This is a genomic window from Paucibacter sp. XJ19-41 (assembly GCF_028462495.1).
Lineage (GTDB): Bacteria > Pseudomonadota > Gammaproteobacteria > Burkholderiales > Burkholderiaceae_C > Roseateles_E.
The window spans coordinates 16,548-41,961 of record NZ_JAQOWX010000041.1 but is presented as its reverse complement, the minus strand read 5'-3'; the positions used below and the strand labels follow the sequence as shown (position 1 = coordinate 41,961).

Genomic DNA, 25,414 nt, shown 5'->3' with positions numbered 1-25,414 from the left:
GCTGAGTACCCCGCGCATCTCAGCCTCTCCGGGCTGTGGACTTACACCACGCGCCGGGACATCACCACCCAACGGATAGCATTCATCTGCCGAGCACGAATGCCCACTACGGACGCGGCTGCATACCGAGGCAAATAAACCGTGTTGAACTGAACCATCACGCCGTCCCTGGCCCCCCGTGTTGGCCTTTTGTGCTCGGAACCTTTTGGGGGATTGGATCGCCCCGGGCTCGCTGTTTACGAGCATTATGGTTCGGCATTCGCGAGCATAAAGCCCGTGCTTTCACGGTGTGTCGTGCGCGGGAGCTTGTGGGGTGACGCGCCGTGGCGCTGCCGGCGCTGACCGTGCCATGCATGGCCCGCCCCCAGCACAAGCGCATCCCGCACGGCCCGGCTGCCGCGTTTTGGGAAGCGGGAAGAAGGGGGCCGTTGATCTCATGGCGGTGCCTGCGGCTGCGCCGGGGTGCGGAGTTCATGGCCGGGCGCCGGCAGGGTGCGCTGGCTGTTCAGGTTCCAGCCTCACCGCTCCCCCTTGCGATACGGCTTCATCAGCGCCTGCGGATAGGCCGCCTTGCGGGCCACCAGCACCAGGGCGACGATAGACAGCAGATAGGGCAGCATCAGATAGAGCTGGTAGGGCAGCACGGCGCCGCCGCTGCTTTGCTGCAGGCGCAGTTGCAGCGCATCGAAGAAGGCAAACAGCAGCGCGCCCAGCAAAGCCTTGCCGGGCCGCCAGGAGGCGAACACGACCAGGGCCACGCAGACCCAGCCGCGGCCGTTGACCATGTTGAAGTAAAAGGCGTTGAAGGCCGCCAGGGTCAGGAAGGCCCCGGCCACGCCCATCAGCGCCGAGCCGGCCATGATGGCGCCAATGCGCAGTCGCACCACCGACAGGCCCTGGCCCTCGGCCGCAGCCGGGCTCTCGCCGACCATGCGCACCGCCAGGCCCAGCGGCGTGCGGTTCAGGCCGTAGGCAAGGACCGGCACCAGCAGCAGGGCAAGCAGGGTCAGCGGCGTCTGCGCATTCAGCACCGGGATCGGCAGCCAGGCCTCCATCGTGGCGAAGGGCTGGATCGTCGGCGGGTTCTCGACCTTGGGGAAGCTGACGCGGTAGGCATAGCTGGCCAGGCTGGTGGCCAGCAGCGTGATGCCCAGCCCCGAGACATGCTGCGACAGCGACAGGCTCACGGTCAGCCAGCCATGCAGCAGACCCAGCAGCGCGCCGACCCCGGCCGCGACCGCCACGCCCAGCCACAACCCGCCGCCCTGGTAGACCGTCAGCCAGCCGGCAAAGGCGCCGGCCACCATGATGCCCTCGATGCCCAGGTTCAAGACGCCGGCGCGCTCGCACAGCAACACGCCCAGGGTGCCGAGTATCAGCGGCGTCGCGATGCGCAGCACCGCGATCCAGAAGGCGCTGCCGGACAGCAGCTCGAGGATCTCAGCGCCCATCGCGACTCCTCAGACGGAGGCGGTAATTGACCAGGAGGCTGCTGACCAGCATCGCGATCAGCGCGGTCGCGACGATCACATCGGCGATATAGGTCGGCACGCCGACCGCGCGGCTCATGCTGTCGGCGCCGACCAGCAGGCCGGCGACAAACACCGCCGACAGCAAGGCCCCGAGCGGATTCAGGCCCGCCAGCATCGCGATCACGATGCCGCTATAGCCATAGCCCGGGCTCATGTCCAAGGTCACATAGCCGGTGCGGCCGGCCACCTCGATCGCGCCGGCCAGGCCCGCCAGCGCGCCCGACAACAAGGCCACCTTGATGCTGACCCAGGCCACCGGCATGCCGGCAAAGGCGGCAGCCTGGGCGTTGGCGCCGACCGCGCGGATCTCGAAGCCGGTACGGCTGTACTTGAACAGGGCCCACAGCAGCAAGGCCGCCGCGATGGCCCACAGCAGGCCGGTGTGGACGCGGCTGCGCTCGACCAGCTTGCTCAAGGAGAGCGACTCCTGCAGGCCCACGCTTTGCGGCCAGCCCATCGCCAGCGGGTCCTTCATGGCCCCGTCCAGCATCCACGAAACAAACAGCAGCACGATGAAGTTCAAGAGCAGCGTGGTGACCACCTCGTCCACGCCCAGCCGGCTCTTCAGCAGCGCCGGGCCCAGCAGCAGCAAGGCGCCGGCCAGCGCGGCGGCCGCCATCATCAGCGGGAACAGCAGCCAGCTCGGCCACTCAAGACCTGACCCGCCATGCAGGCCACCGACCAGCACCGCCGCCAGTGCGCCCATATAGAGCTGGCCCTCGGCGCCGATGTTGTAGAGCCGCGCCTTGAAGGCCACGGCGGCGGCCAGCCCGGTGAGTATCAGCGGCGTCGCGCGGGTCAGCGTCTCGCTCCAGGCAAAGCGCGAGCCGAAGCCGCCTTCCAGCAGCAGCGCATAGGCCTGGCCGACCGGTGCACCGGCCCAGGCCACCAGCAGCGAGCTGACGGCCAGCGTGATCGCCAGCGCCAGCAGCGGCGCGGCCAGGCGCCAGGCCTGCGAAGGGAGTGAACGTTTCTCAAGCCGCATGGGCAGTCGCCTCTCCCGCTGGGCTGCCGGCCATCTCCAGGCCTATGCTGGCCAGGGTCCAGTCGGCACGCGGCTTCGCAACGCCGAGCCGGCCCTCGTGCATCACCGCGATGCGGTCGGCGATGGCAAAGATCTCGTCCAGGTCTTCGGAGATCAGCAGCACCGCCGCGCCGGCCGCGCAGGCGTCCAGCAACTGCTGGTGCACATAGGCGACCGCGCCGACATCCAGGCCCCAGGTCGGCTGGTTGGCAACGATCAGCCGCGGCCGAGTGCCGGCCTTGCCGGCCTCGGGATCGCCGGTCAGCGCGCGGCCCAGGATGAGTTTCTGCATATTGCCGCCCGACAGGCTGCGGGTCAGCGTGTCCAGGCCGCGGTCTTCGAGGCCGCGCACATCGAAGCGCTGCACGATGTCCTGCGCATGAGCGCGTGAGCGCTTGCGCTTCAACAGCCCCCAGCGCGAGAAGGTCGGGGCGCGGTACTGCTCCAGCAGCGCGTTCTCCCACAGCGGCAGGTCGCCGACCACGCCCGCCGCATGGCGGTCCTCCGGGATGCGGGCCACGCCGGCGGCCAGCCAGGCTCCGGGCCTTGGGGCCAGGTCTTGCCCCAGCACCCGCAGCTCGCCGGCCTCCAGGCCCACGAGCCCGTGCAGCAGATCGGCCAGCGCATGCTGGCCATTGCCGGCTACACCGGCCACCGCCAGCACCTCGCCGGCGCGCAGTTCCAGATCGACGCCGCGCAGCCCCGGCTTGGCCGCGAGCGTGGCGCCGCGCAGGCGGCAGACGATGTCGCCGGGCTGCGTCGCCGCGCGCTTGGGGCTTGGCACCGCGCGGCCCACCATGGCCTCGGCCAGATCGGCCTTGGACGCGCCGGCCGCATCCAGCTCGGCGATCAGCCTGCCGCCGCGCAGCACCGCGATGCGGTCCGAGACCNACGATGTCGCCGGGCTGCGTCGCCGCGCGCTTGGGGCTTGGCACCGCGCGGCCCACCATGGCCTCGGCCAGATCGGCCTTGGACGCGCCGGCCGCATCCAGCTCGGCGATCAGCCTGCCGCCGCGCAGCACCGCGATGCGGTCCGAGACCGCCAGCACCTCGTCGAGCTTGTGGCTGATGAAGATGATGGCCATGCCTTCGGCCACCAGCGCCTTCAGCGAGGCGAACAGCGACTGGCTTTCCTGCGGCGTCAGCACCGCCGTGGGTTCGTCCAGGATCAGGATGCGGGCGCCGCGCACCAGGGCCTTCAGGATCTCGACGCGCTGGCGCTCGCCGACCGAGAGGTCGGCGATCAGCGCGTCGGGATCGACCTGCAGGCCGAAGCGCTGCGCGGTATCGAGCAGGCGCTGGCGCTGCGCTTGGCGCCGCGCGAAGGGCAGCCACAGCGGCTCCAGGCCCAGCATCACGTTGTCCAGCACCGTCAGGCGCTCGGCCAAGGTGAAGTGCTGGTGCACCATGCCGATGCCGGCGGCCAGCGCCATCTTGGGCTGGCCCGGCGGCAGCGGCCGGCCGAACACCGTGATCTCGCCGGCGTCGGCGACGTAATGGCCGAACAGGATGGACACCAGCGTGCTCTTGCCGGCCCCGTTCTCGCCCAGCAGGGCCAGGACCTGGCCCTGCTCCAGCGTCAGCGAGATGCCGTCATTGGCCAGCAGCGCGCCGAAGCGCTTGCTGATGCCGCGCAGCTGCAGCGCCGGGAGCGTCACTTGCTGGTCGATTTCGGCTGGCTGTCGTCGACCTTGACGACGAAGCTGCCGTCCAGGATGGCTTTTTCCTTGGCCCTGACCTTGGCGACCACATCGGCCGGCACCTTTTTCTCGAAGGTGCCCAGGGGCGCCAGCTCGCTGCCCTTGTGCTTCATCATCGAGTAGGGGCCGTAGTCCTCGGCCTTGAAGGCGTTGGCCTTGACCGCCTTGATCGCGCGGTCGATGCTGGGCTCCATATGCCAGAGCGCCGAGGCGACCACGGTGTCGGGATACTGGGCCTGGGTGTCGATCACATTGCCGATGGCCAGCACCTTGCGCTCCTTGGCCGCGTCGCTGACGCCGAAGCGCTCCGCGTACATCACGTCGGCGCCCTTGTCTATCATCGCGAAAGCGGCCTCCTTGGCCTTGGGCGGGTCGAACCAGCTGTTGATGAAGCTGACGGTGAACTCGGCCTTGGGGTTGATCTCCTTGGCCCCGGCCATGAAGGCATGCATCAGGCGGTTGACCTCGGGGATGGGAAAGCCGCCGACCAGGCCGATCTTGCCGCTCTTGCTGACGCCGCCGGCAATCATGCCGCTGAGATAGGCCGGCTCCTGGATGTAGTTGTCGAACACCGCGAAGTTGGGCGCGGCCGGCTTGCCGCTGGAGCCCAGCAGGAAGGCGGTCTTGGGATAGTCCTTGGCAACCTTGCGTGCCGCCGCCTCGACCGCGAAGGCCTCGCCGACCACCAGGCCATAGCCCTTCTCGGCGTACTGGCGCAGCACGCGCTCGTAGTCGGCATTGCTGACGTTCTCGGAGAAGGCGTACTCGATCTCGCCGCGCGCCTCGGCCGCCTTCAGCGCCTTGTTGATGCGGCTGACCCATTGCTGCTCGACCGGCACGGTGTAGATGCCGGCGACCTTGAGCTTGGCCTGCGCCGCGGCCGGCAGGGCCAGGGCGGCAAGGCTGGCGGCGGCCAGACCGAGGGTGAGGCGGCGCAGGGCGGAGCTCGGGGCAGATCTCATGGCGTGTTTCCTTGATGTTGAGGTCGACGGGGGCGAAGGGCTCGTTGGCATTAGGCAAGAGGCGTGCCGGCCTGCCAAGCATGGTTTGCCAGAAGGATTTCGGCCGGCTCGGGCCGGCCGGATAAAATCTCCGGGTTTGCCCTCAGCTCTCGCGGCCAGCCCGCGCACACGCCATGACCACGCTCTCCGCCTTCTCCAGTATCAGCGCCCTCTCGCCCCTGGATGGCCGCTATGCCTCGCGCGTGGCCGCTCTGCGCCCGCTGCTGTCCGAATTCGGGCTGATGCACCGGCGCGTGCAGGTCGAGGTGGAGTGGTTCATCGCGCTGTCCGATGCCGGCTTCGACGAGTTCAAACCCCTGTCCGAGGCCGCGCGCGGGCTGTTGCGCTCGCTGGTGACGCGCTTCTCGGAGGCCGATGCCCAGGCCATCAAGGACATCGAGAAGACCACCAACCATGATGTCAAGGCGGTCGAGTACTGGCTGAAGTCGCGCTTCGAGAATGCGCCCGAGCTGAAGGCCGCCGGCGAGTTCGTGCACTTTGCCTGCACCAGCGAGGACATCAACAACACCAGCCACGGCCTGATGCTGAAGGCCGCACGCGCCGAGGTGCTGCTGCCCACCGTCGACCGCATCATCGCCAAGCTCGGCACCATGGCCCACGCGCTGGCCGCCACGCCGATGCTCAGCCGCACCCACGGCCAGACCGCAAGCCCGACCACGGTGGGCAAGGAGATCGCCAACGTTGTCGCCCGCCTGCGCAACGCCCGCGCGCGCATCGCCGACGTCAAGCTGCTGGCCAAGATGAACGGCGCGGTCGGCAACTACAACGCCCATCTGTCGGCCTGGCCCGAGTTCGACTGGGAGGCCTTCAGCCAGCGCGTCATCGAGCAACAGCTGGAGCTGACGTTCAACCCCTACACCATCCAGATCGAACCGCACGACTATATGGCCGAGCTGTTCGATGCGGTGACCCGCACCAACACCATCCTGATCGACTGGTCGCGCGATGTCTGGGGCTATGTGTCGCTGGGCTACTTCAAGCAGCGCACGGTGGCCGGCGAGATCGGCAGCTCGACCATGCCGCACAAGGTCAACCCGATCGACTTCGAAAACGCCGAGGGCAATTTCGGCCTGGCCAATGCGTTGCTGAGCCATCTGAGCCAGAAGCTGCCGATCAGCCGCTGGCAGCGCGACCTGACCGACTCCACCGTGCTGCGCAATATGGGCGTCGCGCTGGGCTACGCGGTGCTGGGCTATGAGTCGCTGCTGAAGGGCCTGGACAAGCTGGAGGTCAACGAGGCCGCGCTGGCCGAGGACCTGGACAGCGCCTGGGAAGTGCTGGCCGAGCCGATCCAGACCGTGATGCGCCGCTACGCCCTGCCCAACCCCTACGAGCGCCTGAAAGAGCTGACCCGCGGCAAGGCCATCACCCGCGAATCGATCCGCGAGTTCATCCACACGCTGGAACTGCCCGAGGCCGAGAAGACCCGGCTGCTGGCGATGACGCCGGGCAGCTATACGGGCAAGGCGGCCGAGCTGGCCGGCAAGATCTGAACGAGGCCATGCGATGAGCTTCATCAGCCAACTCCAGCAGGCCACGCGCCTGAACGACTCCCTGCTGTGCATCGGCCTGGACCCGGACCCGGCCCGCTTCCCCGGCGCCTGGAAGGGCGATGCCGGCCGCATCTACGACTTCTGCTCGGCCATCGTCGACGCCACCAAGGACCTGGTGATCGCCTTCAAGCCGCAGATCGCCTACTTCGCCGCCCATCGCGCCGAGGATCAACTGGAGCGGCTGATGGCGCACATCAAGCGGGTCGCGCCCCATGTGCCGGTGATCCTGGATGCCAAGCGCGGCGATATCGGCTCGACCGCCGAGCAGTACGCGAAAGAGGCTTTCGAGCGCTACCAGGCCGACGCGGTGACGCTGTCGCCCTTCATGGGCTTCGACTCGATCGAGCCCTATCTGCGCTACCCCGACAAAGGCGCCATCCTGCTGTGCCGCACCTCGAACACCGGCGGCAATGACTGGCAGATGCAGCGCCTGGCCGATGTGCCGGGCCAGCCGCGCCTGTTCGAGCATCTGGCCGCGCTGGCGCAGACCGCGTGGAACAAGAACGGTCAGCTCGGTCTGGTGGTGGGCGCCACCTATCCGGAGGAGATCGCTCGGGTGCGCGAGCTCGCGCCGACCCTGCCGCTGCTGATTCCCGGCGTCGGCGCCCAGGGCGGCGATGCCGACGCGACCGTGCGGGCCGGCCTGCGCAGCGACGGCCTGATCATCGTCAACTCCTCGCGCGCCGTGCTCTACGCCAGCGGCGGCGACGACTTTGCCGCAGCGGCCCGCCGCGCTGCGCAGCAGACCCGCGAGCAGCTGAACCAGGCTCGCCCCGCCTGAGCATTAGTTCGCGTTTACCCCGAACTGCTGCGATAAGCCCACGCATTCGGGGGCTGACCGGGTATTCAGGCCGCCGGGTTCTGGCGGAGACTGCGCTCTTCGTCGAAGACCGGCTTCGGCGCGAGCGGAGCGAATGGCGTTGTGAGCAAGGAAACCCTGGACGATTTGAGCAGCCTGGTCGGGCATGATGTCGGCCCCGGCGACGCCGCTGCCGCGCTGGAGCGCAGCGTGCGGCGCCATTCGATGCGCTTGTTCCTGGCCGCCTGCGCGCTGATCTGCGGCCTGGCCGGCAGTCTGCAATGGTTTGGCCGCCTCGGTGGCGAGCCCTTCAACGGACTGATCCCGCCGCTGCTGACCTGGGGCACGGCGGCGCTGGCGGCGCTGACCGTCTGGCAGCCGCCGCAACGCCAGGCCAAGGCCTTCGCGCTGCTGGTGATGAGCCTGGTGATCGCCTCGGCCGTCGCGCTGGCGCTGTCGCGCCAGCTGGGTCTGGCCTCGATCTCGCTGGGCATCATGAGCCTGATGGTGGTGCTGGCCACCGCGCTGCAAGGCGTGCGTGCCGGCCTCTTCATCTTCGGCATCAGCCTGCTGGCCGTGGCCGGCCTGGTGTTCGCCGAGCTGGAGGGCTGGGGTCCGGGCGCGGCCGCGCCTGCCAGCCTGCCCGCCCGCCTGGCCACCCATCTGATACTGCTGGGGTCGGGTCTGGTGATCGGCCTGGGCTGCATGCGCATGCTGCGCCGCTCGATCCAGGCCGCCGGCGAGCGCAATGCCCGCTTTCGCCATCTGCTGAGCATGGCGGCCGACTGGTACTGGGAGATGGACCGCGAGTTCCGCTTCACCCATCTGGCCGAGGACAAGCCCGGCTCCTCCGGCCTGGATCTGGCGGCACGCCTGGGCAAGGCGCCCTGGGATGTCGAGCATCTGGGCCTGTCGGACGAGGATCTGGACGCGCACCGCGCCGACCTCGAATCGCACCGCGCCTTTCATGGCGTCGTCGCGCGCCGGCGCGGTCCGGACGGCGCGGTGCGCTTTGTCTCGATCAGCGGCGAGCCGCGCTTCGACGCCCAGGGGAGCTTCCGCGGCTACTGGGGCGTGGGCCGCGATGTGACCAACGAGGTGCAGGCCGAGCAGGCCGTGGCCGCCACCGAGACGCGCTACCGCGAGCTGTTCCGCCGCTCGCCCAGCCCGCTGGTGCTGCACCGCTGGGGCCGGGTGCTGGACGCCAACCCGGCGGCGATGGCCATGTTCGGCTACACCCAGCGCTCCAGCATGATCGGCCAGGATCTGTTCTCGCACTACGAGCCGGGCGACGACGAACGCGCCCGTCAGCGCGCCGCCAAGATCGAGGCGATGGCGGTCGGCGCGATGTTGCCGATGGCCGAGTTCAAGCTGCGCACCCTGTCGCGCCGGCGCCGCCTGGTACAGGCCACCAGCGTGCGGGTCGATGCCACCAGCGGCCCGGCCACCCTCTCCTTCTTCATCGACCAGACCGAGGCCTCGCGCGCCCAGGACGCCTTGCGCCGCAGCGAGGGTCTGCTCTCGCATCTGGTCGCCACCAGCCCCGATGTGATCACGCTGACCGAGATGAGCTCGGGCCGCTACGCGATGGTCAACAAGACCTTCGAGCGGCTCTCCGGCTACAGCGCCGAGGAGGTGCTGGGCCGCACCTCGGACGAGATCGGCATCTGGCAGGACGTCGAGGAACGCGCCCGCGTGATCGACGGCGTGCGCCAGCACGGCAAGGTCAGCGAGGTGCCGGTCAACTTCATCACCAAGTCGGGCGAGCCGATCGCGATGGTGCTGTCGGCCGCGCCCTTCAATATGGACGGCCAGGCCTATCTGGTCGTCAACGCGCGCGATGTCACCGAGAGCGAGCGCACCCGGCTCGTGCATGCGGCGATCCTGCAGAACGCCTCGATCGGCATCACGCTGACGCGCGACCAGCATTTCGTCCAGGTCAATCCGCTGATCGAGGAGATGTTCGGCTGGCCGCCCGGTGGCCTGCTGGGCCAGCATGGCAGCGTGGTCTGGCCCGGTGTCGAGGCCTATGCGGCGGTGGGCGAGGAGCTGGGCTCACGCCTTGCCGCCGGCGAGCAGGTCGAGATCGAACGGCCGATGCGCCGCCGCGACGGCTCGACCTTTCTGTGCCGGCTGCTGGCCAAGGCGGTGGACCCCAACCACCCGAGCCGCGGCGGCACGATCTGGATCATGGAGGACGTGACCGAGAAGCGCCGCGTCGAGGCCGCGCTGGCCCAGGCCAAGGACGAGGCCCAGGCCGCCAACCGCGCCAAGAGCGCCTTCCTGGCCAACACCAGCCACGAGATCCGCACCCCGCTGAACGGCCTGCTGGGCCTGGCGCGCATGGTGCAGCAGCCCGACCTGGACGAGGCCACCCGGCGCCAGTATCTGGACCAGATGCTGGACAGCGCCGAAAGCCTGTCAGGCCTGATCTCCGACATCCTCGATCTGTCCAAGATCGAGGCCGGCCGCCTGACGCTGGAGTCGCTGCCCTTCGCGCTGCGCGACCTGCTGGGCACGATGCGTCTGGCCTATCTGACGCTGGCGCAGGCGCGCGGTCTGTCGTTCCGCATCGATGTCGACGAGGACGTGCCGGCCTGGGTGGTCGGCGACCCGATGCGCACGCGCCAGATCCTCAGCAACTATCTGAGCAACGCCCTGAAGTTCACGCAGGCCGGCGCGGTGGCCGTGCGGGTGCGCCGGCAGGACGAGGAGCGGCTGCGCATCGAGGTGACCGACACCGGGCCCGGCATCGAGCCGGCCCTGCACGAGCGCCTCTTCCAGCCCTTCACCCAGGCCGACGAATCGACCACGCGGCGCTACGGCGGCACGGGGCTGGGCCTGTCGATCTGCCGCGAGCTGGCCGAGCTGATGGGCGGCACGGTGGGCGTGGACAGCACGCCGGGCCAGGGCTCGACCTTCTGGGCCGAGCTGCCGCTGCCCGGCGCGCCGACGCCGATCAGCACCACCTTGCGCGAGGCGCGCGACAACCAGGACCTGCAGGGCCTGCGCGTGCTGATGGTGGAGGACAACCCGGTCAATATGATGATTGCGGTGGCCTTGCTGGAGCAGTGGGGGCTGGAGGTCTCGCAGGCCAGCGACGGCAGTCAGGCGGTCGAGGCCATCAACGCCCAGGCCAGCATGGGCAAGCCCTTCGACGCGGTGCTGATGGATGTGCAGATGCCGGTGATGAGCGGCCACGAAGCGACACGCCAGGTGCGGCGGCGCTTCCCGGCCACCGAGCTGCCCATCGTCGCACTGACCGCCGCGGCCCTGATCTCGGAGCGAGACGAGGCCTTGGCGGCCGGCATGAACGACTTCCTGACCAAGCCGATCGACGCGCCACGGCTGCGTGCGACCCTGGTGCGCCTGATCGGCCACAAGGACAACGACCAGCACCGCAGCTGAGCGGCACGCGATACTTCAGCCGGGCGGCGGCGCTGACAGGCGTTTGAGAAAGACGCCCATCTCGCGCCCGGCCTGGTGATCGCCCTGGCGCTGCGCCAGGGCCAGACCCTGTTGCCAGGCCGACCCGGCCTCCTGCGCCCGCCCTTGCGCCAGCAGGGCCTTGCCCAGCAACTTCCAGGCGGCCGTGTAGTCCGGCTTGTGCTCGGTCGCCTTCTGCAAGTGCTCGGCCGCCGCCGCCGCATCGCCCTCATCGAGGCAGGCCTTGCCAAGACCGAAGCGCAGCAGCGCATCGTCGCGGCCGCGCGCCAGCAGCGCTTGAAGGCGGGCACGCAGCGTATCGGGCGGCGGCGCGCCATGCGACGCGGCGAGCCGGTCGAGTTTGTCGGGGTCACTCATCAAGCAGGCCCTCCCAGGCATTGTTCGGGCCGGATTATGCAAGGCTCGGCCTGGACGGCGCCGCGCCGAGCGCTCAAACCAGCGCAGCGGCTGCCGGGTCGGGCTCGGGATGGAGGCCGGCGCACAGCAGGGTTGCCAGTTGCTCGGGCACATCGTTGTCAAAGCTCATCAGCAGCTCGGACGGCTGAGCCGCAGCGGCCGCGCCCAGGAGATCGGCAATCCAGGCCTGCAGCGGCTCGCTCGGCGGCCGCTGGAGCCGTTCCGCCACCCGGGCCACGGTGTCGTCGCGCAGGCGCGCCGAGCTCAACACCTGCCAGGCATAGTCGACCTCATAGCGCTCGACCGCATCCCTGAGGCTTTCGCCGTCCAGCCGGGACTCTTCGGCAAACTGCTTCAGCGTGCGGGTGCACAGAACGGCGATCAGCCGGCTCAGCAACTCGGCCTGCGATGCTCGCATGGCGCTTGTCTGGATATTCATCGTCGGTTCCCTGCTCAGAAAGAAAGCCCACGAGAGTTTGATCGGGCCGACGATCCATGGGCGGACCAAGGGACCACATCGCCAACCGTGCAGCAAGACCGCCGAGGTCCTGGTGCCCATGACGCGGATCGAACGCGTGACCTCTCCCTTACCAAGGGAGTGCTCTACCACTGAGCCACATGGGCAAATCTGGAGCGGGATAAGAGACTCGAACTCTCGACCTATACCTTGGCAAGGTATCGCTCTACCAACTGAGCTAATCCCGCAGTGCGATGTCCGACGCGCCAGAGCAGGCGCCAAACAAACAAAAGCCCATCGCTGGGGATGGGCTCTTGCTGTGCTCTTGCACGATGTCTTGGTGGCTGGGGCGGAATCTAACGATTTCTTCCAGACCGCATCAACCAACTTTTTGCCACTTCGCCATTCTAGCGGGTACCCAAATGGGTACCTCAGACTGGTCGGGAGATTCGGAGCAGTTTCTGGAATCCAACCAGGGACAACTCGTACTCTCAGCCGCAATTTTACACCGTTCCCAGCACGGGCGGGGCGCCCGTGATTTCATGCCGTGCGCTGCAGGACAAGCGGCTGAGCGGGTACGCAGTCCATCTGACCTTGTGCCCTCCGAAGGCAGGGGTTGCTGGTTCGATCCCAGCCGGGCGCACCATATAAATCAAAGACTTAGGCTGCCAATGGTGGCCTTTTTCGTTTCCGGTAGGCCAAAAGTAGGCCAAACAGTGCATCGCCAACCTCGTCTTGAAGAGGTCAGATCAGCGCGGTCAAGCCTCCGAACGCTGGGCCTGTGTCGCCAAATCTGTCGCAAAGATCTTGGCAATGCATACCCGCACGAGCGCACGAGGCATTCCTGCCTCGTGACACCCAAGGGTGATGCACCACACAGCCAACTTCTCGCGCTTCGCCACAGAACTACATCAGCTCACTCAACCAAAGGCCGAGACTGCGATCTGCAACTGACGGCTCGATTCCTCGTACGGCACGGATTGCGCACTGGCTCCCGCAGGATTGAACGCAGCCATCGCTCCGACCAAGGATTGCGCCTGAATGTCGGTCAATATCGCCCCACCCGAAAAGCGGAACTCTTCAACGCGGTTCTGCGAACCCAGGTACCAATCCTGAATCGTCAACGCATCTGGCGAGCCCAGAATACTGGCGACCAGCGCATTACCACTGCGAGTGAAAGCCACATCCGACTGGGCAATCCCCGCGCCGAACAGAACCGCATCCTTGACACCGACAGTGGCGTCGTTGTCAGTCACACGGTCGGCGCCATAGCCACGCCCGAAGACGTAGCTGTCGGCGCCGGTACCACCGATCAGACTGTCGTTGCCGGTGCCGCCATCCAGCGTGTCGTTGCCAAGGCCTCCGTCCAACACATCGCCCATCTCGGCACCCACAAGCCTGTCATGACCTTCATACCCGAAGATCCTGTTGACACCCTCCCTGTAGCCGATGATGGTGTCGGCGCCTGAGGTGCCATGAGTGATCGCGCGCGCCTTGATGTCGCCGACGTACCAAGCTTCGTCGTCACCGAAGTCGTTGAAGTAGATGGCCTCAATCGCATAGGCTGCCGAATTGACGGCATCAAAGTAGCCGTCGACCGTGACCTGATCTCCGATGTTCCCATGCTTGATGACGAGATCGCGCCCGCGACGCTCGACCGCTTTCACATCCGTGGACAGCACGTCAAAGAAGCGAAGGATGTCGAACGAACCTGGCGCTGTGTCGTAGTCGATCACGCGATCTGCCCCGTCGCCCCGGCTGAAAATGTAGTTATCCCGTCCCGCCCCGCCGTTCAACAGGTCGTTGCCCGGACCACCGACCAAGTAGTTAGATCCGGTGCCACCAATTAGGCTGTCCGCCCCCTGCTGACCGACTAACCAGTCCGCGCCCTCGCCCCCTTCGAGCGAGTCGTCTCCCATACCGCCATCCAGCATATCAAGGCCCTCTCCGCCAAACAACGAATCGTTGCCAGCGCCACCCATCAGACTGTCATTGCCTCCAAGCCCGGTCAACGAGTCATTGCCATCGCCTCCGTCCACGATATCGAACCGTGCTCCCCCAACGAGCGAATCATTGCCCGCAAATCCGTTGATGCTATTGGAGGCATCGTTGTAGCCCGAGATCGAGTTGGCGGCCGCGTCGCCGTTCAGGTTCGCAGTAAGCCGTGAGGCCACACCCGCAGCATCCACGACCGTGCCGTCGCTGTACCGGAACTCCTCAATGCGATAGCTCGCGTTGGTGAACCAGTCTTTGATCGTGATCTGATCACTGGTGCCAGACACCGACACCACCATGTCGACTCCCACGCGGGCGAACTGTGTCCACTTGATGCCCGCCTCGAATTGGACGACATCCTTGTTGCCGGCAGTGGTGTCGTTGTCGTAGAGGGTGTCGCGGCCAAAGCCGGACCGGAACACATAGGTATCGTTGCCCGGCCCGCTCCCCGGCATGCCGCCGCTCAGTGTGTCGTCACCTGCACCGCCTTCCAAGGTGTCATTGCCTGCGCCCCCCTCCAAAGCGTCGGTCCCCGCGCCACCGTCCAACACATTGGCCACAGCATTGCCAACCAGGCGATTGGCCAGACTGTTTCCGGTGGCGGCGTGAGCGTCAGCAAAGTTGAGTCCCAGCGTCAAGTTCTCGACATTCGGCAGGGCTGCCAAGCTGTAGTCAAACGGTGCATAGACCGTGTCGATGCCCGCGCCAGCGTCTTCGACGATGACATCCCCCTTGCTATCAATGACGTAGAAGTCGTCGCCGCTGCCGCCGATCAAAGAGTCGGTATCCGTGGTGGGCTGCCAGTTGACGCCCCAGGGCTTGTGTCGCCAGTCGGCACCGGCCATCAAGGTATCGTTGCCGGCCAGGCCCCGGATCTGATCGTCGAGTTCGGCGCCTGCCAGCACATCGGCACCGTCTGTGCCAACAATGGGCGGAGCAACCTCCCGAACAGGACCTGACGCCAAGCCCTCCGTGTTCAAGTACGCGCGCAGCGCAGCGGGCGACAGGCCATCCAGTGCCGTGCCGCGACCGTACTGCAGGGCCAAGCCACCGCCCCAGGCCTCGTTCGCACTGTGGAAGACCCGCTGACTTGCCAACTGATCGGCGATAGGCCAAGCCAGCTGCTGCTCGGGTTTCGCCGCCAAGAACGCACGCATGGCGCGTCCGAGGTCATACACAGCAACTCCGGTGCCATCCACGACTTGCAGCAACACCTGGCCATCGCTGCCGGCGGCCGCCCTGTAGACATGCAGTCTCAAGCTGTCTGACTCACCCAAGCCGAGTGTGACGAAGTACGTTTTCTCCCAATCAGCAGTCCTGTCCACGTCGATGATCTGAACATCAGACAACTGGATACCGCCCCCAAGCGACACAACGGTCGGAGTCGCCCAATCCCCCGGCAACAACTCGTCAGCCCCGTCGCCTCGGTTCATCAGCATCAGCAGAGTTCCGGAGAGGTCCGAATAGCCCTCGACCCGATCATTGCCTGAACCGCCAAGGACCACCCTGACCGAGCCCGCCGAGCCCTTGGCCACGATCGTGTCGTCATCGGCCCCACCGCTGAGCAGAGATCGGCTGCTCGGCGAGCCCGAGACGGAGAGATAGTCCACGCCGGCACCGCCACGCAGAATGTCGACGCCACCTTCATCAATGAGAGAGTCGTCGCCGTCCTGACCTTCGAGTAGGTCGTCGCCAGCGCCCCCCGCAAGTTGGTCGCTTCCAGCTGCGCCGATCAGGGTGTCGTTCCCGGTGGCACCATAAAGCGTGTCATTGCCGCCGCTGCCCGTCAGCTTGTTGTCAACGCCATTGCCGTCTACATCCTTGCCGACGCTGCCCGTGAGCACGAACTCCTCGACATGCTCGGCCATCGTGTAGGCGTCCCCTGCTCGCAGGAAACTCAAGCCCGATGTGATGCGGTCATAGCCCTCGAACTCCTTCTCGATGATTTGATCGCCGAGACTGGCCACAAGGTAGCTATCGTCACCGGAGCCACCCAGCATGTAGTCGTCATCAGCCCCGCCATCGAGAGAATCGTCGCCGAGTCCGCCTTCGAGCCAATCCTCACCGCCGTTGCCTCGCAAGGTATCGTTGCCAGCCATGCCGATCAGCCGATCTCCAAGGAATGTTCCGTTCAGTGTTTCGTTCCCAGAAGTGCCGCGAATCGTCCGCGTCAGGCTTTGGAACTGTGCTTCGGTCCACACAGTACCCGAGCCCGCGAACTCGACGCGCTGCAGGGGAGTGAGCGGCGCATCTGCCGGGTTCTCATAAAGAAAGTAGCTCTGGACGATGACCTTGTCTGAACCTCCCGCGATGCGCAGCTCCAGGTCATGGCCGACACGAAAATAGCTGACATCAGCTGGCGCGATGGCGGCCGCGAAACGCAGCGTGTTGATGCCCCGCGATGCGCCCGCCATCTCGATCGTGTCGATGCCATCGCCGCGACCGAACTCAACAAGGTCGTCCCCCTCGCCGCCTTCCAGGGTGTCATTCCCGGCTCCGCCGATCAGCGTGTCATTACCGCCGTAGCCATAGAGTTTGTCGTCACCTCCGTGACCGCGGATGAGGTCCGCTGTCTCGTTACCGTGCAGGCGGTCGTTGCTGCTGCCGCCATCAATCAGCCGGGAGCGACGCTCCAGCTCGGCCCGATTCCACACGGTGCCGTCGACGAAGCGAACAGTCTCTACTGAGTCCGCTCCCGACACGAAGAAGTCGGCGACGAAGACGCTGTCTTCGCCGGCCAGCCAGCTGAGACTAAGACCACTCCCGCTGCGTCGGACTTGCAGCATTTCGACCGTCACCCCTGCCGGAAGTCGTATCTCGTCAGCAATACCGCTCTCATCCCGCACATGGTGATAGCCGTTACCTACCTGGTACTGATCGCTGCCAGATCCGCCGCTCAACAAGTCGCTGCCACCATTGAAGTAGCCACCAACCAAGGTATCGTCGCCGTCGCCACCGAAGAGCTGGTCGTTACCGGCTCCTCCGATCAAGCTATCGTTGCCAGCCTGGCCGTACAGTTCGTCGTTGCCGTCACCCGCGTCAACGAGGTCATCACCCAGGCCCGCGTAAACAGTGTCATTGCCGGCGGCAGTACTCAGCGTATCTGCCCCATGTGTACCGACAAAGCTATCGCCTCCCGGCGTGCTGACATTCGAATTTCCCATGCCCAAGCGGGCTATGACGAATGCGGCCGGCACGGTTTCGCCACTCGCCAAAACCAAGCCCGCAAATGCCCGATGAGGTGTCGTACTCGTTGCATCGGGGAAGAGATTCTCGATCGCCAGAGAGTCATTCGATGCCAACGTCAGGACCAAGGAGGTTCCGTTACGCGCAATGGTCAGATCGGACAGGGTCACACCTTCCCCCAACTGAACCTTGCTTCCGTAATCGGTGCTGTCGGCCTTGAGTACGTCTGAGCCTGAGCCCAGTCCGAACTTCAAGGTCCCGGACGAGAGTCCCCAGATCGTGTCGTTGCCGGCACCGCCGTCCACAATCATGTCGGAACTGCCTGAGCTGAAAACGATGACATCATTGCCTCCACCACCGGCGATCTTCAAGTACTTGCCGCTGGCTGCAATCCGATTCGCATCTTCACTGCCGATGAGCGTCACGCCGTTGCTCTCAATCTCAACGTTCTCGACATTGGCGAATCCACTCGCGAGGTTGATCGTCAGCCCGCCGGCATTGACCAGCCGCAGCGTGTCGACGCCTTCGCCCGCCGCCTCGACGACCATGTCTCCTTGCGTGGCATCAATCACGTAGGTGTCGTCGCCCTTGCCTCCAATGAGTAGATTGGCACTGCTATTCTCGGATCCATCCAATCGATTGGCGCCATCATTCCCACGGCCCGAAATCGCAACTGAGCCTATCAACTTGAGGTTCTCGATATTGGCATCGAGTTGATAGTCGATGGATGAGTTCACTGTGTCCCCATCCCCAATAGACCAATCAGTGACGACATCACGGACGTTCTCGACGACGAAAGTGTCGGCCTCGCCTGCGTTGCCAACCATCGTATCCGCGCCGAGACCGCCATCAATCCAGGTGCCCGACGAGTTCCATCCTGACGACTGATGGTCGATGTAGTTGTCCAGATCATTGCCCTCCAGAATCATCTGAATGGGCTCGCGGGTGTAACCATCGAGCCAGGCGACATCGACAATACTGATCAAGCGCTCAACATTCGCTGTCAGCTTGTAGTTGTAGCTCTTCACATAGACGGTGTCGTATCCGCCATTCGCCGTTTCAACGATGAGGTCATCGCTGCCCCCGATGCTGGGACGCAGCGTCGACTGATAGTTGTCGATCTCATAGGTGTCGTCACCCGCTCCCCCGATCAAGGTATCGGCCCCACCATTGCCGTTGAGCACGTTATTGCCGGCATTGCCTTTCAGCACATTGCCCGAGGTGTTGCCGGTGGCGTTGATATGGAGCGGCCCTGTGAGTGTCAGGTTTTCGACATTCGCTGACAGGCCGAAGCTCACGGAACTCATCACCGTGTCCACGCCCTGGTTGATCCCTTCCACGATCACATCAGCGACGCTGTCGACAACGAAAACATCGTTGCTCGCGGAGCCGCTCTGGGTATTGGCGCGCCCGTTGGCAGCCTTCACCGCTATCGTCGCAGCATCCCAGACCGTCCGATCATCAAACTCAATCGACTCAAGGGTGTTCTGAGAATAGATGAAGTGCCCCGACACGCGCAGCTGCGTCGCTCCGTTGTCGATCACCAACCACAGGTTCGCCCCGTCGCCATACAACTGAACATCTGTGGGGGCAATGCCCGCAGCGAGCTTGAGGCGGTCCATGCCGCCCGCCGCGTCGACAATGATGTCGCTGCCTGCAGCGCGACCAAACAGATAGGTGTCGTTGCCGCCGCCACCGATCAGCGAGTCATCGCCGGCACCGCCCTCCAGCGTATCGTTGCCATCGGCTGCCGTGGCAGCGTCCTGCCTCTCATCGGCGTACAAGGTGTCATTCCCGGCACCGCCGCGAATCACATCATCGCCGAGGCCCCCGTCGATTCGATCAGGGCCGCCCAGACCGTCTATCGTCTCGCCCCATCTGTACCCGGAAATGGAGTCCCCGCCCTCGCTTGCCTGATACCCGTGCCGACGCGCAATCAGGTCTGCGGCAGACCAGACCGTTCCGTCAGCGAACTCAATCTTCTCGATCTGGTTCGCACCGCTTTGCGCAAGCAGAAACTGCTTGAGAATGATCGCAGAGTACTGGCCACGGACCGAAAGCCACAGGTCGTCATAGCCGCCCGTGAGGCTGTTGTACCCTCTCATTGCGACAAGATCAGCGGGATTTACGCTTGCAGGCAAGCGGAGTACGTCGATGTCACCCGCGGTCTCGCCGGCCTCCGAGATCGTCACGTCCCACACAGGCCAATCGCTAAGCTCGTATGTATCGCTGCCAAGGCCGCCCGACATGGTTTCGCCGTTCTGGAGCACGTCGTTACCATCCTCGCCCTTGAGCTCGTCAAGTCCGTCGCCACCCTCCAGGCTGTCATGGCCGGCACCACCGTATAGGCTATCGGCATCATCCCCGCCTGCCAGCGCATCGTTGCCGAGTCCGCCATAGAGCAGGTCACTGCCTTCGCTACCGAACAGCCCGTCGTCGCCTTCGTCTCCATAGAGACTGTCGTTGCCAGCCCCGCCATCCAGAGAGTCTTCACCGCCGTCTCCGAGGAGATTGTCGTTACCGACCCCGCCATCCAGCAAGTCATTGCCGAGGCCGCCAGAGAGGAAGTCGCTGTCGGCGTCGCCACGCAAAATGTCATCACCGTCGCCAGCACTTAGATTGTCGTCGCCGCCGCCGCCCTCCAGCGAATCATTGCCGCCGTCGCCCCAGAGCCAATCTCGGTCTTCATTGCCAAGCAGTACGTCGTTACCCTCCCCTCCATACAGATAGTCATTGCCAACCCCGCCGTCCAGCCAGTCATCGCCGCCATCGCCGCTGAGCTCATCCCGGTCCTCATTGCCGAGCAGCACATCATTGCCACTACCGCCATTGAGTGAGTCGTTGCCTTGAGCGCCGGTCAGGGTGTTGTTTCCGATATTGCCGTGGAGCACGTTGCCCAAGGCATTGCCGGTGACGCGGTAGTCGCCCACACCTTGAAGGCGCCCGGTAATCTCGTTAGGCGCGAGAACAACGTCGCCAGCAGCAGATGTCCTGCCTTTGATGGCAGCCCGGAACTGGTCACCGGTGTAGCTCACGCCAGCAATCACCAACTGGCTCACCTCGACCAGCGCCAATTGCACGCTGTCGCCATTGCTGCCGTAATAGAGCTTGCCGTCAAGGTAGTACAGGCTGTCGAGGCTGGCGTCATGGATCACCAGCACGCTGTCGCCGCCGCTTTCAACCAATGTGTCGTGGCCATCACCGATCGAGAAAACGTAGGTGTCGGCGCCCGCTCCCCCCGCCACGGTGTCGTCACCATGAACGCCGGAGAGCGTGTCATTCCCGCCGCCGCCCACCAGGCTATTTCCAGCGCTGCTACCGGTAAGCTGGTCGTTGCCCGAGCCGCCGGCAGCGTTCTCGATCAGTGAGCCGAAGCCGATAAAGGATTGCCCCTCCGCGAGGATGCTGTCGGCTTTGGCGCCGCGATGATTCCAACTTCCAGGAGCCAGATTGATGGTCACGCCCTGCGTCTCGGAACTCGCATTGAAGGTGTCGCTTCCTGCGGCGTCGCCAATGAAACGGTCAGTGAAGTTGTAGCTGTTGTCAGCCGTATTGCGGCTGCCGGCCACGCCATATAGGTATTGAAGGGCCGCGACGTCAAAAGCTGCAAGCTCTGTGGCGTAGCCTTCGCCAACACGGGTGTAAGACATTACCGAGTTCACGCTGTTGTTCTCAGCAGAGGGCAGCAGCGGGGCTTCGAACGGGTGCTTCAGGCCCAAGGCATGGCCGATCTCGTGAAGCAACGTTTTGAAGCCCGGCTCGCCGGCTTTCAACGAGTCACGCGTTCTCGTCACACCGAACTCATCGGTTCGGGTCTGAGCGTAGAACATGCTGTTCAGATGGATCTCGCCGGTCGCGGCTTCTGCATAGCCGGCAAAGGCTCCCATGCCCACCGACCTCAAGTCATCCAGCATGAACCTCAGGTCCACGCCATCACCATCGGCAGTCTCGGAGAACTGGAGGTCCACGACCGCACTGAAACGAGCCAGAGCATCGCGCACGGCCTGCTTCTGCTCGTCCGTGAAAGGCATAGCCCCACTGATTTCACCGCTGAAGGTGCTGGCAAACGAATAGCTCAGCGAGTTCTTACCTGCAGCCTTGACCTCCTCACGACTGAGCAAGGCGTTCACGAAATACAGCGACTCAAGGCCAGCGAATGGATCAGGCGGCAACTCACCAGGCTCGGGCGCGGGTGCCATCTCAAGAATATCCTTGATGCCCCAGACCGTACCGTCCTCAAAGCGGATCTCGGCCACGCGGGCGTGAGCCCCACCCTGGTCGATCATCAATGATCCCGCGCCCTGATAGCCGAGACCGAAGGCATTGCTGCTGTAGAAGCCCTGCACCCGGACCGAGTCGGAGGCGCCGTAGTCTACGACCAGATCCGCCCCGTCTCTACGTACGGTGCGGACCTCGCCGCGTGCGAGCTTGAAGACAATACTGTTGCGCGAGCCGTCCGAGCCATCGTCCTGCACCGTGTCCTGGCCATCGCCAACACTGAACACGTACATGTCGCCCAGGCCACCGCCGTTAAGCACATCGTTCCCCGCACCGCCTTCCAGAACGTCGGCTCCGTCCTTTCCCTTGCCTCCACTGTCGCCGTACAGATTGTCGTTTCCGCTCCCGCCACGCAGGATGTCGGAACCGTCCCCGCCGGTGAGCACGTCATTGTGGTCGCCGCCATCCAGGATGTCGTCACCGATATCGCCGTCAAGAATGTCGTCTCCGGCCTGGCCATAGACCGCATCGTCGCCCTGTTCACCGTACAACGTATCCTTGTTGTCCCCACCGTCGAGATAGTCGTCGCCCTTGCCCCCTATCAGCAGGTCGGAGCCACTCTCTCCCCATAGGTGGTCGTTATCGAGCCCGCCATACAACGAATCGTCGTCGGTGCCACCGAACAGGAAGTCATCGCCGTTGTTTCCCCACAGCTTGTCGTTTCCCGAGTCGCCGTAGAGAAAATCACCGCCCATGAGGCTTTCATTGGTGCCGGTGGGGTACCAGTTCAGGCCTTCCAGATAGCCGGAATCGCCGAGGAGACGATCCGCTCCGGTGCCGCCATGCAGCACATCCGCACCGTAACCGCCACCCAGATAGTCGTCCGCTTCACCACCGTCAAGGAAATCCCGCCCCGCGCCTGCCGAGAGTTCGTCCTTGCCATCGCCGCCATAGAGCTCGTCGTCACCGTCGTAGCCCACGAGGAGGTCCTCATCGGCCTCTCCGTAGAGCTTGTCATTTTCATTGGCGCCGTAGATCACGTCATTGCCGGTGCCACCCCACAACTGCGCACCTTGGCTACCGGTACCTGGTTTCAACAGGTCCTTGGCATTGCCAAGTAGCAACGAGCCCGAGAACGCATTGCCCAGGTCGGCTGAGGGCGCCGATATGAGGGACTTGCCCCGGGTCATATCCATGTACTTGCCGCTCAGCAGCGTCACATCCAGTGCGGGTTCCAAACTGACGGCGGCTTCCCCCACGTTGTAGAAGTACATGTAACCTTCGTAGGTTGCCGTGACACTCTTCTTGCGCTCAAACTTCAAGTCAAACGCCGCCAACGCCGGATGTGGGATGTAGATCCGCGTCGTCGGGCTGCTGAGCAGGTAGTAGTAGAACCGGGTGCTCGTATCGGTGCCGCCCCCGACCCACGAACCTCGCTCAGCACCGGGCTGTGAAAAGAGTGCCGGTTCACCGGTATCGGGGCGAACGCCGCCCACCACATCAAAGTAGAAACCGGCACGGATGATGTCATCGCCGCCACCGCCATAGGCGACATCCTTGCCATCGCCAGTGAGCAAAATATCGGTGCCACTGCCGCCGTCAAGCCAGTCGTCACCTCCTCGGCCATCAAGGATGTCGTTGCCGCTCCCGCCGGCCAGCACACTCTTGGCATCGGTCCCGTGCACTATGTCATTGCCCTGTCCGCCATCACCAGCATCATTGACAATGAAGTCCACGTAGTTGTTCTCGGCCAGCGAGGTGACGGGCGCCGACGCCACTACGGGCTTCTGTGCCTCTTCGGCCTGGCCGTTCAGCGTGATGCCGAATCGGCCCGGCTGCCAGTTCTTAAGGAAGATAGTGTTCTGGGAATCGCCAGCCGCGCTGATCGCAAGCATCGTGGTAGACCCAAGCGCGTACTTGCGGATCTCGACCCCGCCTGCGCCGATCCAGGCCAGCTTGCCAGTGTCGTAGCTGGCGCTGCCCAGGGTGGTACCGCCTATGGTGATTCCATTGCTCCCATCGGCGTCCTCGATCAGGTCGGTGCCAAAGTCGGTGCTGTCATAGATGTAGGTGTCGTCCCCCTGACCGCCGCGCAGCAGGTCAGCACCGCCACCGCCGGTGATGATGTCATTGCCGCCGCCCGCTTCAATGAGGTCCGCGCCGTCTTCGCCGGGGCCACCCGCGCCGCCATCACCATGGAGGATGTCGGCCCCATCGCCACCCTGGAGAAAGTCATTCCCCTTGCCGCCGGCCAAGGAGTTCAGTTGCGACTGCTTGCTGCCCAGCAGCACATCGTTGCCGCCACCTCCGTCCATGAAGACGAAGCCGGTGCCGCCCCTGACTTCGAGCTGGTCATTGCCGGCGTCACCGTTGAGGTGGTTGGTATCACTGCCCCCTTCGTCGAAGACAACGTCGTTGTCGGCGCCGCCGTGGAGTTTGTCGGCGCCGGTGCCGCCGCTGAGGAAATCGTTGCCGGCGTCGCCGTGGAGTTCGTCGGCATCGGTTCCACCTAGCAACACATCGTCGCCGACGCCGCCGTGCAATGTGTCGTTGCCTTGGCCGCCATGTAGCGTGTCGGCGTGCTGGCCCGCGCCTAGCGGGCCCGAAGTGCCGCCGTCGCCTTCCAGAAGATCGGCGCCAAGGCCACCCTCAAGCCAGTCGTTACCCGCACCTGCCTGCAAGGTGTCGCTGCCGGCGTCTCCATAGAGCCGGTCGATGCCGTTGCTGCCAACGATGAGGTCGTGCTGACGTGAGCCAAAGCCATACACTCGCTCCTTCAAGTTGTTGAGCGTTGTCGCATCGAGCGTCGCTGGAACTACGCGAAAGCTGACTCCGCTACTCCAGTCCTTGAACGTACCCATGAAGGTCGCGGAGCTCGAAGGTACGAAATCACCGTCTATTGGAGTACCTGGCTTGAGCAACCAACTCAGCATCGCGGCACGGTCGTCGATCCATTGCTGGCTCAGGTTACCGGTGCCACTAACGGGATCAACCAGCGACAGTGCTGGCTCGGCCGGAGCTTTGGTTTCGAGCAGGACGGGGGAGAGGCCGGCCAAGGCGGCACGGGCGTTGACGTCAGTGCGGGCAAGGACACGAAGCTCGGCGGCGGTGTGGATACGAGCGGCACCTGTCTTCAGCTGCGCTGCGGTCCATTGTGCAAAGAAGCTGCTCGCGCGGGCATCGAAGGTCTCCTCCGTGGTGGTGCCGATCCGCGCCTGACCATCGAGCGAGCCATGGAGCATGTCCAGGAAGCGCCCTGGGTCTGCGTCGGTGATGACCTGGAAGGAGCTCTTGACCGTGCTGTTGGTGGTCAGATTGACCGCCCACTGGTTCCATGAAAAAGCAATACCGGGCGTAGGTTTCAGCGCGCTGATCGTCGTCCACATCGTTTTCAGATCGCGAACAATCTGCGCCGGTGAGCCGGGCACTGCAGCGCCGGCCAAACCGGCCACCATGGCACGGTGGGCAAACACAGTGTCACGAAGATCACTGAGGGTGTCCATAGCTCCATCTGCGCCTCCGTGGTCGATCAGCCGTCCTGCTTGGTCCGAGCGGAGCAGGCCAAACAACAAGGCGCCGGACCAGCCGGAATTCTCTTCGTCGAAGTCAGCGGAGTCGCCATCGACTCGGCCGGGCAGTCCGCCATTTGGAGAGAACAGGACTTCACCAACTGCCGTGGCATCTGCGCTGGCGATACGGCCAATGTCGGGCACTCGCCCTATGGGCCAATTCGGGGATTCACCAAGCAGGTCCTTGATCAAATTGCCTGCAACCGCGTCAGAGGCGCGCTGCATATCGAAGTCGGTGATGACTTGCCCATAGCGCAAGAGTGCTTGCTTGTCGGTGTACTTTCGAATCAGGGCTGACATGGATCCGCGCCCCGCGTTTGCCTCGGTGGCGCCTCGTAGCCAAAGCAGGGTCGAGTCGGTCGCTTCGACGCCCTTGCTCACCAGTAAGTCGGCCAGCCACTCGTAGATGGGCGCAAAGGCACCGATCGCATTCGGATCGGCCTGTTTCAGGGCAACAGCAGCGGCGCGCTTGGCGGCCAGTTGGGCCTGTTCGTCATCGGTCAGGAAAATTTCCAT

9 protein-coding genes, 2 tRNA genes and 1 pseudogene are annotated in these 25,414 nt (G+C 64.7%); 3 read left to right on the top strand and 9 right to left on the bottom strand.

The window, feature by feature from the left end:
* Nucleotides 1-518 precede the first annotated feature (518 nt).
* The 4 genes and pseudogenes from PO768_RS12695 to PO768_RS12675 form a co-directional block, all read right to left on the bottom strand.
* Nucleotides 519-1,451, bottom strand: coding sequence for an ABC transporter permease (locus tag PO768_RS12695; RefSeq protein WP_272646355.1), 933 nt, complete (start codon nt 1,449-1,451; stop codon nt 519-521).
* A complete protein-coding gene (locus PO768_RS12690) occupies nt 1,441-2,517 on the bottom strand; it encodes an ABC transporter permease (RefSeq protein ID WP_272646354.1) in 1,077 nt (358 codons plus the stop codon). The genes PO768_RS12695 and PO768_RS12690 overlap by 11 nt, the downstream gene beginning before the upstream one ends.
* Nucleotides 2,507-4,214, bottom strand: a pseudogene (locus tag PO768_RS29270) (ABC transporter ATP-binding protein). Before PO768_RS29270 ends, PO768_RS12690 begins: the two are co-directional and overlap by 11 nt.
* Nucleotides 4,211-5,218 (bottom strand): BMP family protein, encoded by a 1,008-nt coding sequence (locus PO768_RS12675; protein ID WP_137942631.1) that lies wholly within the window; start codon nt 5,216-5,218, stop codon nt 4,211-4,213. The pseudogene PO768_RS29270 and the gene PO768_RS12675 overlap by 4 nt, the downstream one beginning before the upstream one ends.
* A gap of 173 nt (nt 5,219-5,391) precedes the next feature.
* Between PO768_RS12675 and purB the strand changes: the two genes are divergently transcribed.
* From purB to PO768_RS12660, 3 genes are all read left to right on the top strand, one after another.
* On the top strand, nt 5,392-6,771 hold the full coding sequence (gene purB, locus PO768_RS12670; protein WP_272646352.1) for an adenylosuccinate lyase: 1,380 nt from the start codon (nt 5,392-5,394) through the stop codon (nt 6,769-6,771).
* A 13-nt stretch (nt 6,772-6,784) separates the two neighbouring features.
* Nucleotides 6,785-7,612, top strand: coding sequence for an orotidine-5'-phosphate decarboxylase (pyrF, locus tag PO768_RS12665; RefSeq protein ID WP_272646351.1), 828 nt, complete (start codon nt 6,785-6,787; stop codon nt 7,610-7,612).
* A 141-nt stretch (nt 7,613-7,753) separates the two neighbouring features.
* Complete coding sequence (locus PO768_RS12660) at nt 7,754-11,038, top strand: PAS domain S-box protein (RefSeq protein WP_272646350.1); 3,285 nt, start codon at nt 7,754-7,756, stop codon at nt 11,036-11,038.
* A 15-nt stretch (nt 11,039-11,053) separates the two neighbouring features.
* On the opposite strand, the gene PO768_RS12655 is transcribed toward PO768_RS12660, so the two are convergent.
* The 5 genes from PO768_RS12655 to PO768_RS12635 all read right to left on the bottom strand — a co-directional run bounded on the left by PO768_RS12655 (nt 11,054) and on the right by PO768_RS12635 (nt 25,414).
* Entirely contained in the window at nt 11,054-11,434 is a 381-nt protein-coding gene (locus PO768_RS12655; protein WP_336297767.1) for a tetratricopeptide repeat protein, read from the bottom strand.
* A 73-nt stretch (nt 11,435-11,507) separates the two neighbouring features.
* The gene (locus PO768_RS12650) at nt 11,508-11,912 is read right to left on the bottom strand and encodes a hypothetical protein (RefSeq protein WP_272646349.1); all 405 of its coding nucleotides are present in this window, start codon (nt 11,910-11,912) and stop codon (nt 11,508-11,510) included.
* A 110-nt stretch (nt 11,913-12,022) separates the two neighbouring features.
* Nucleotides 12,023-12,097 (bottom strand) — tRNA-Thr (locus PO768_RS12645).
* Between the two features lie 5 nt (nt 12,098-12,102).
* A tRNA-Gly gene (locus PO768_RS12640) sits at nt 12,103-12,178 on the bottom strand.
* Nucleotides 12,179-12,850: 672 nt separating this feature from the next.
* On the bottom strand, nt 12,851-25,414 hold the full coding sequence (locus PO768_RS12635) for a calcium-binding protein (protein ID WP_272646348.1): 12,564 nt from the start codon (nt 25,412-25,414) through the stop codon (nt 12,851-12,853).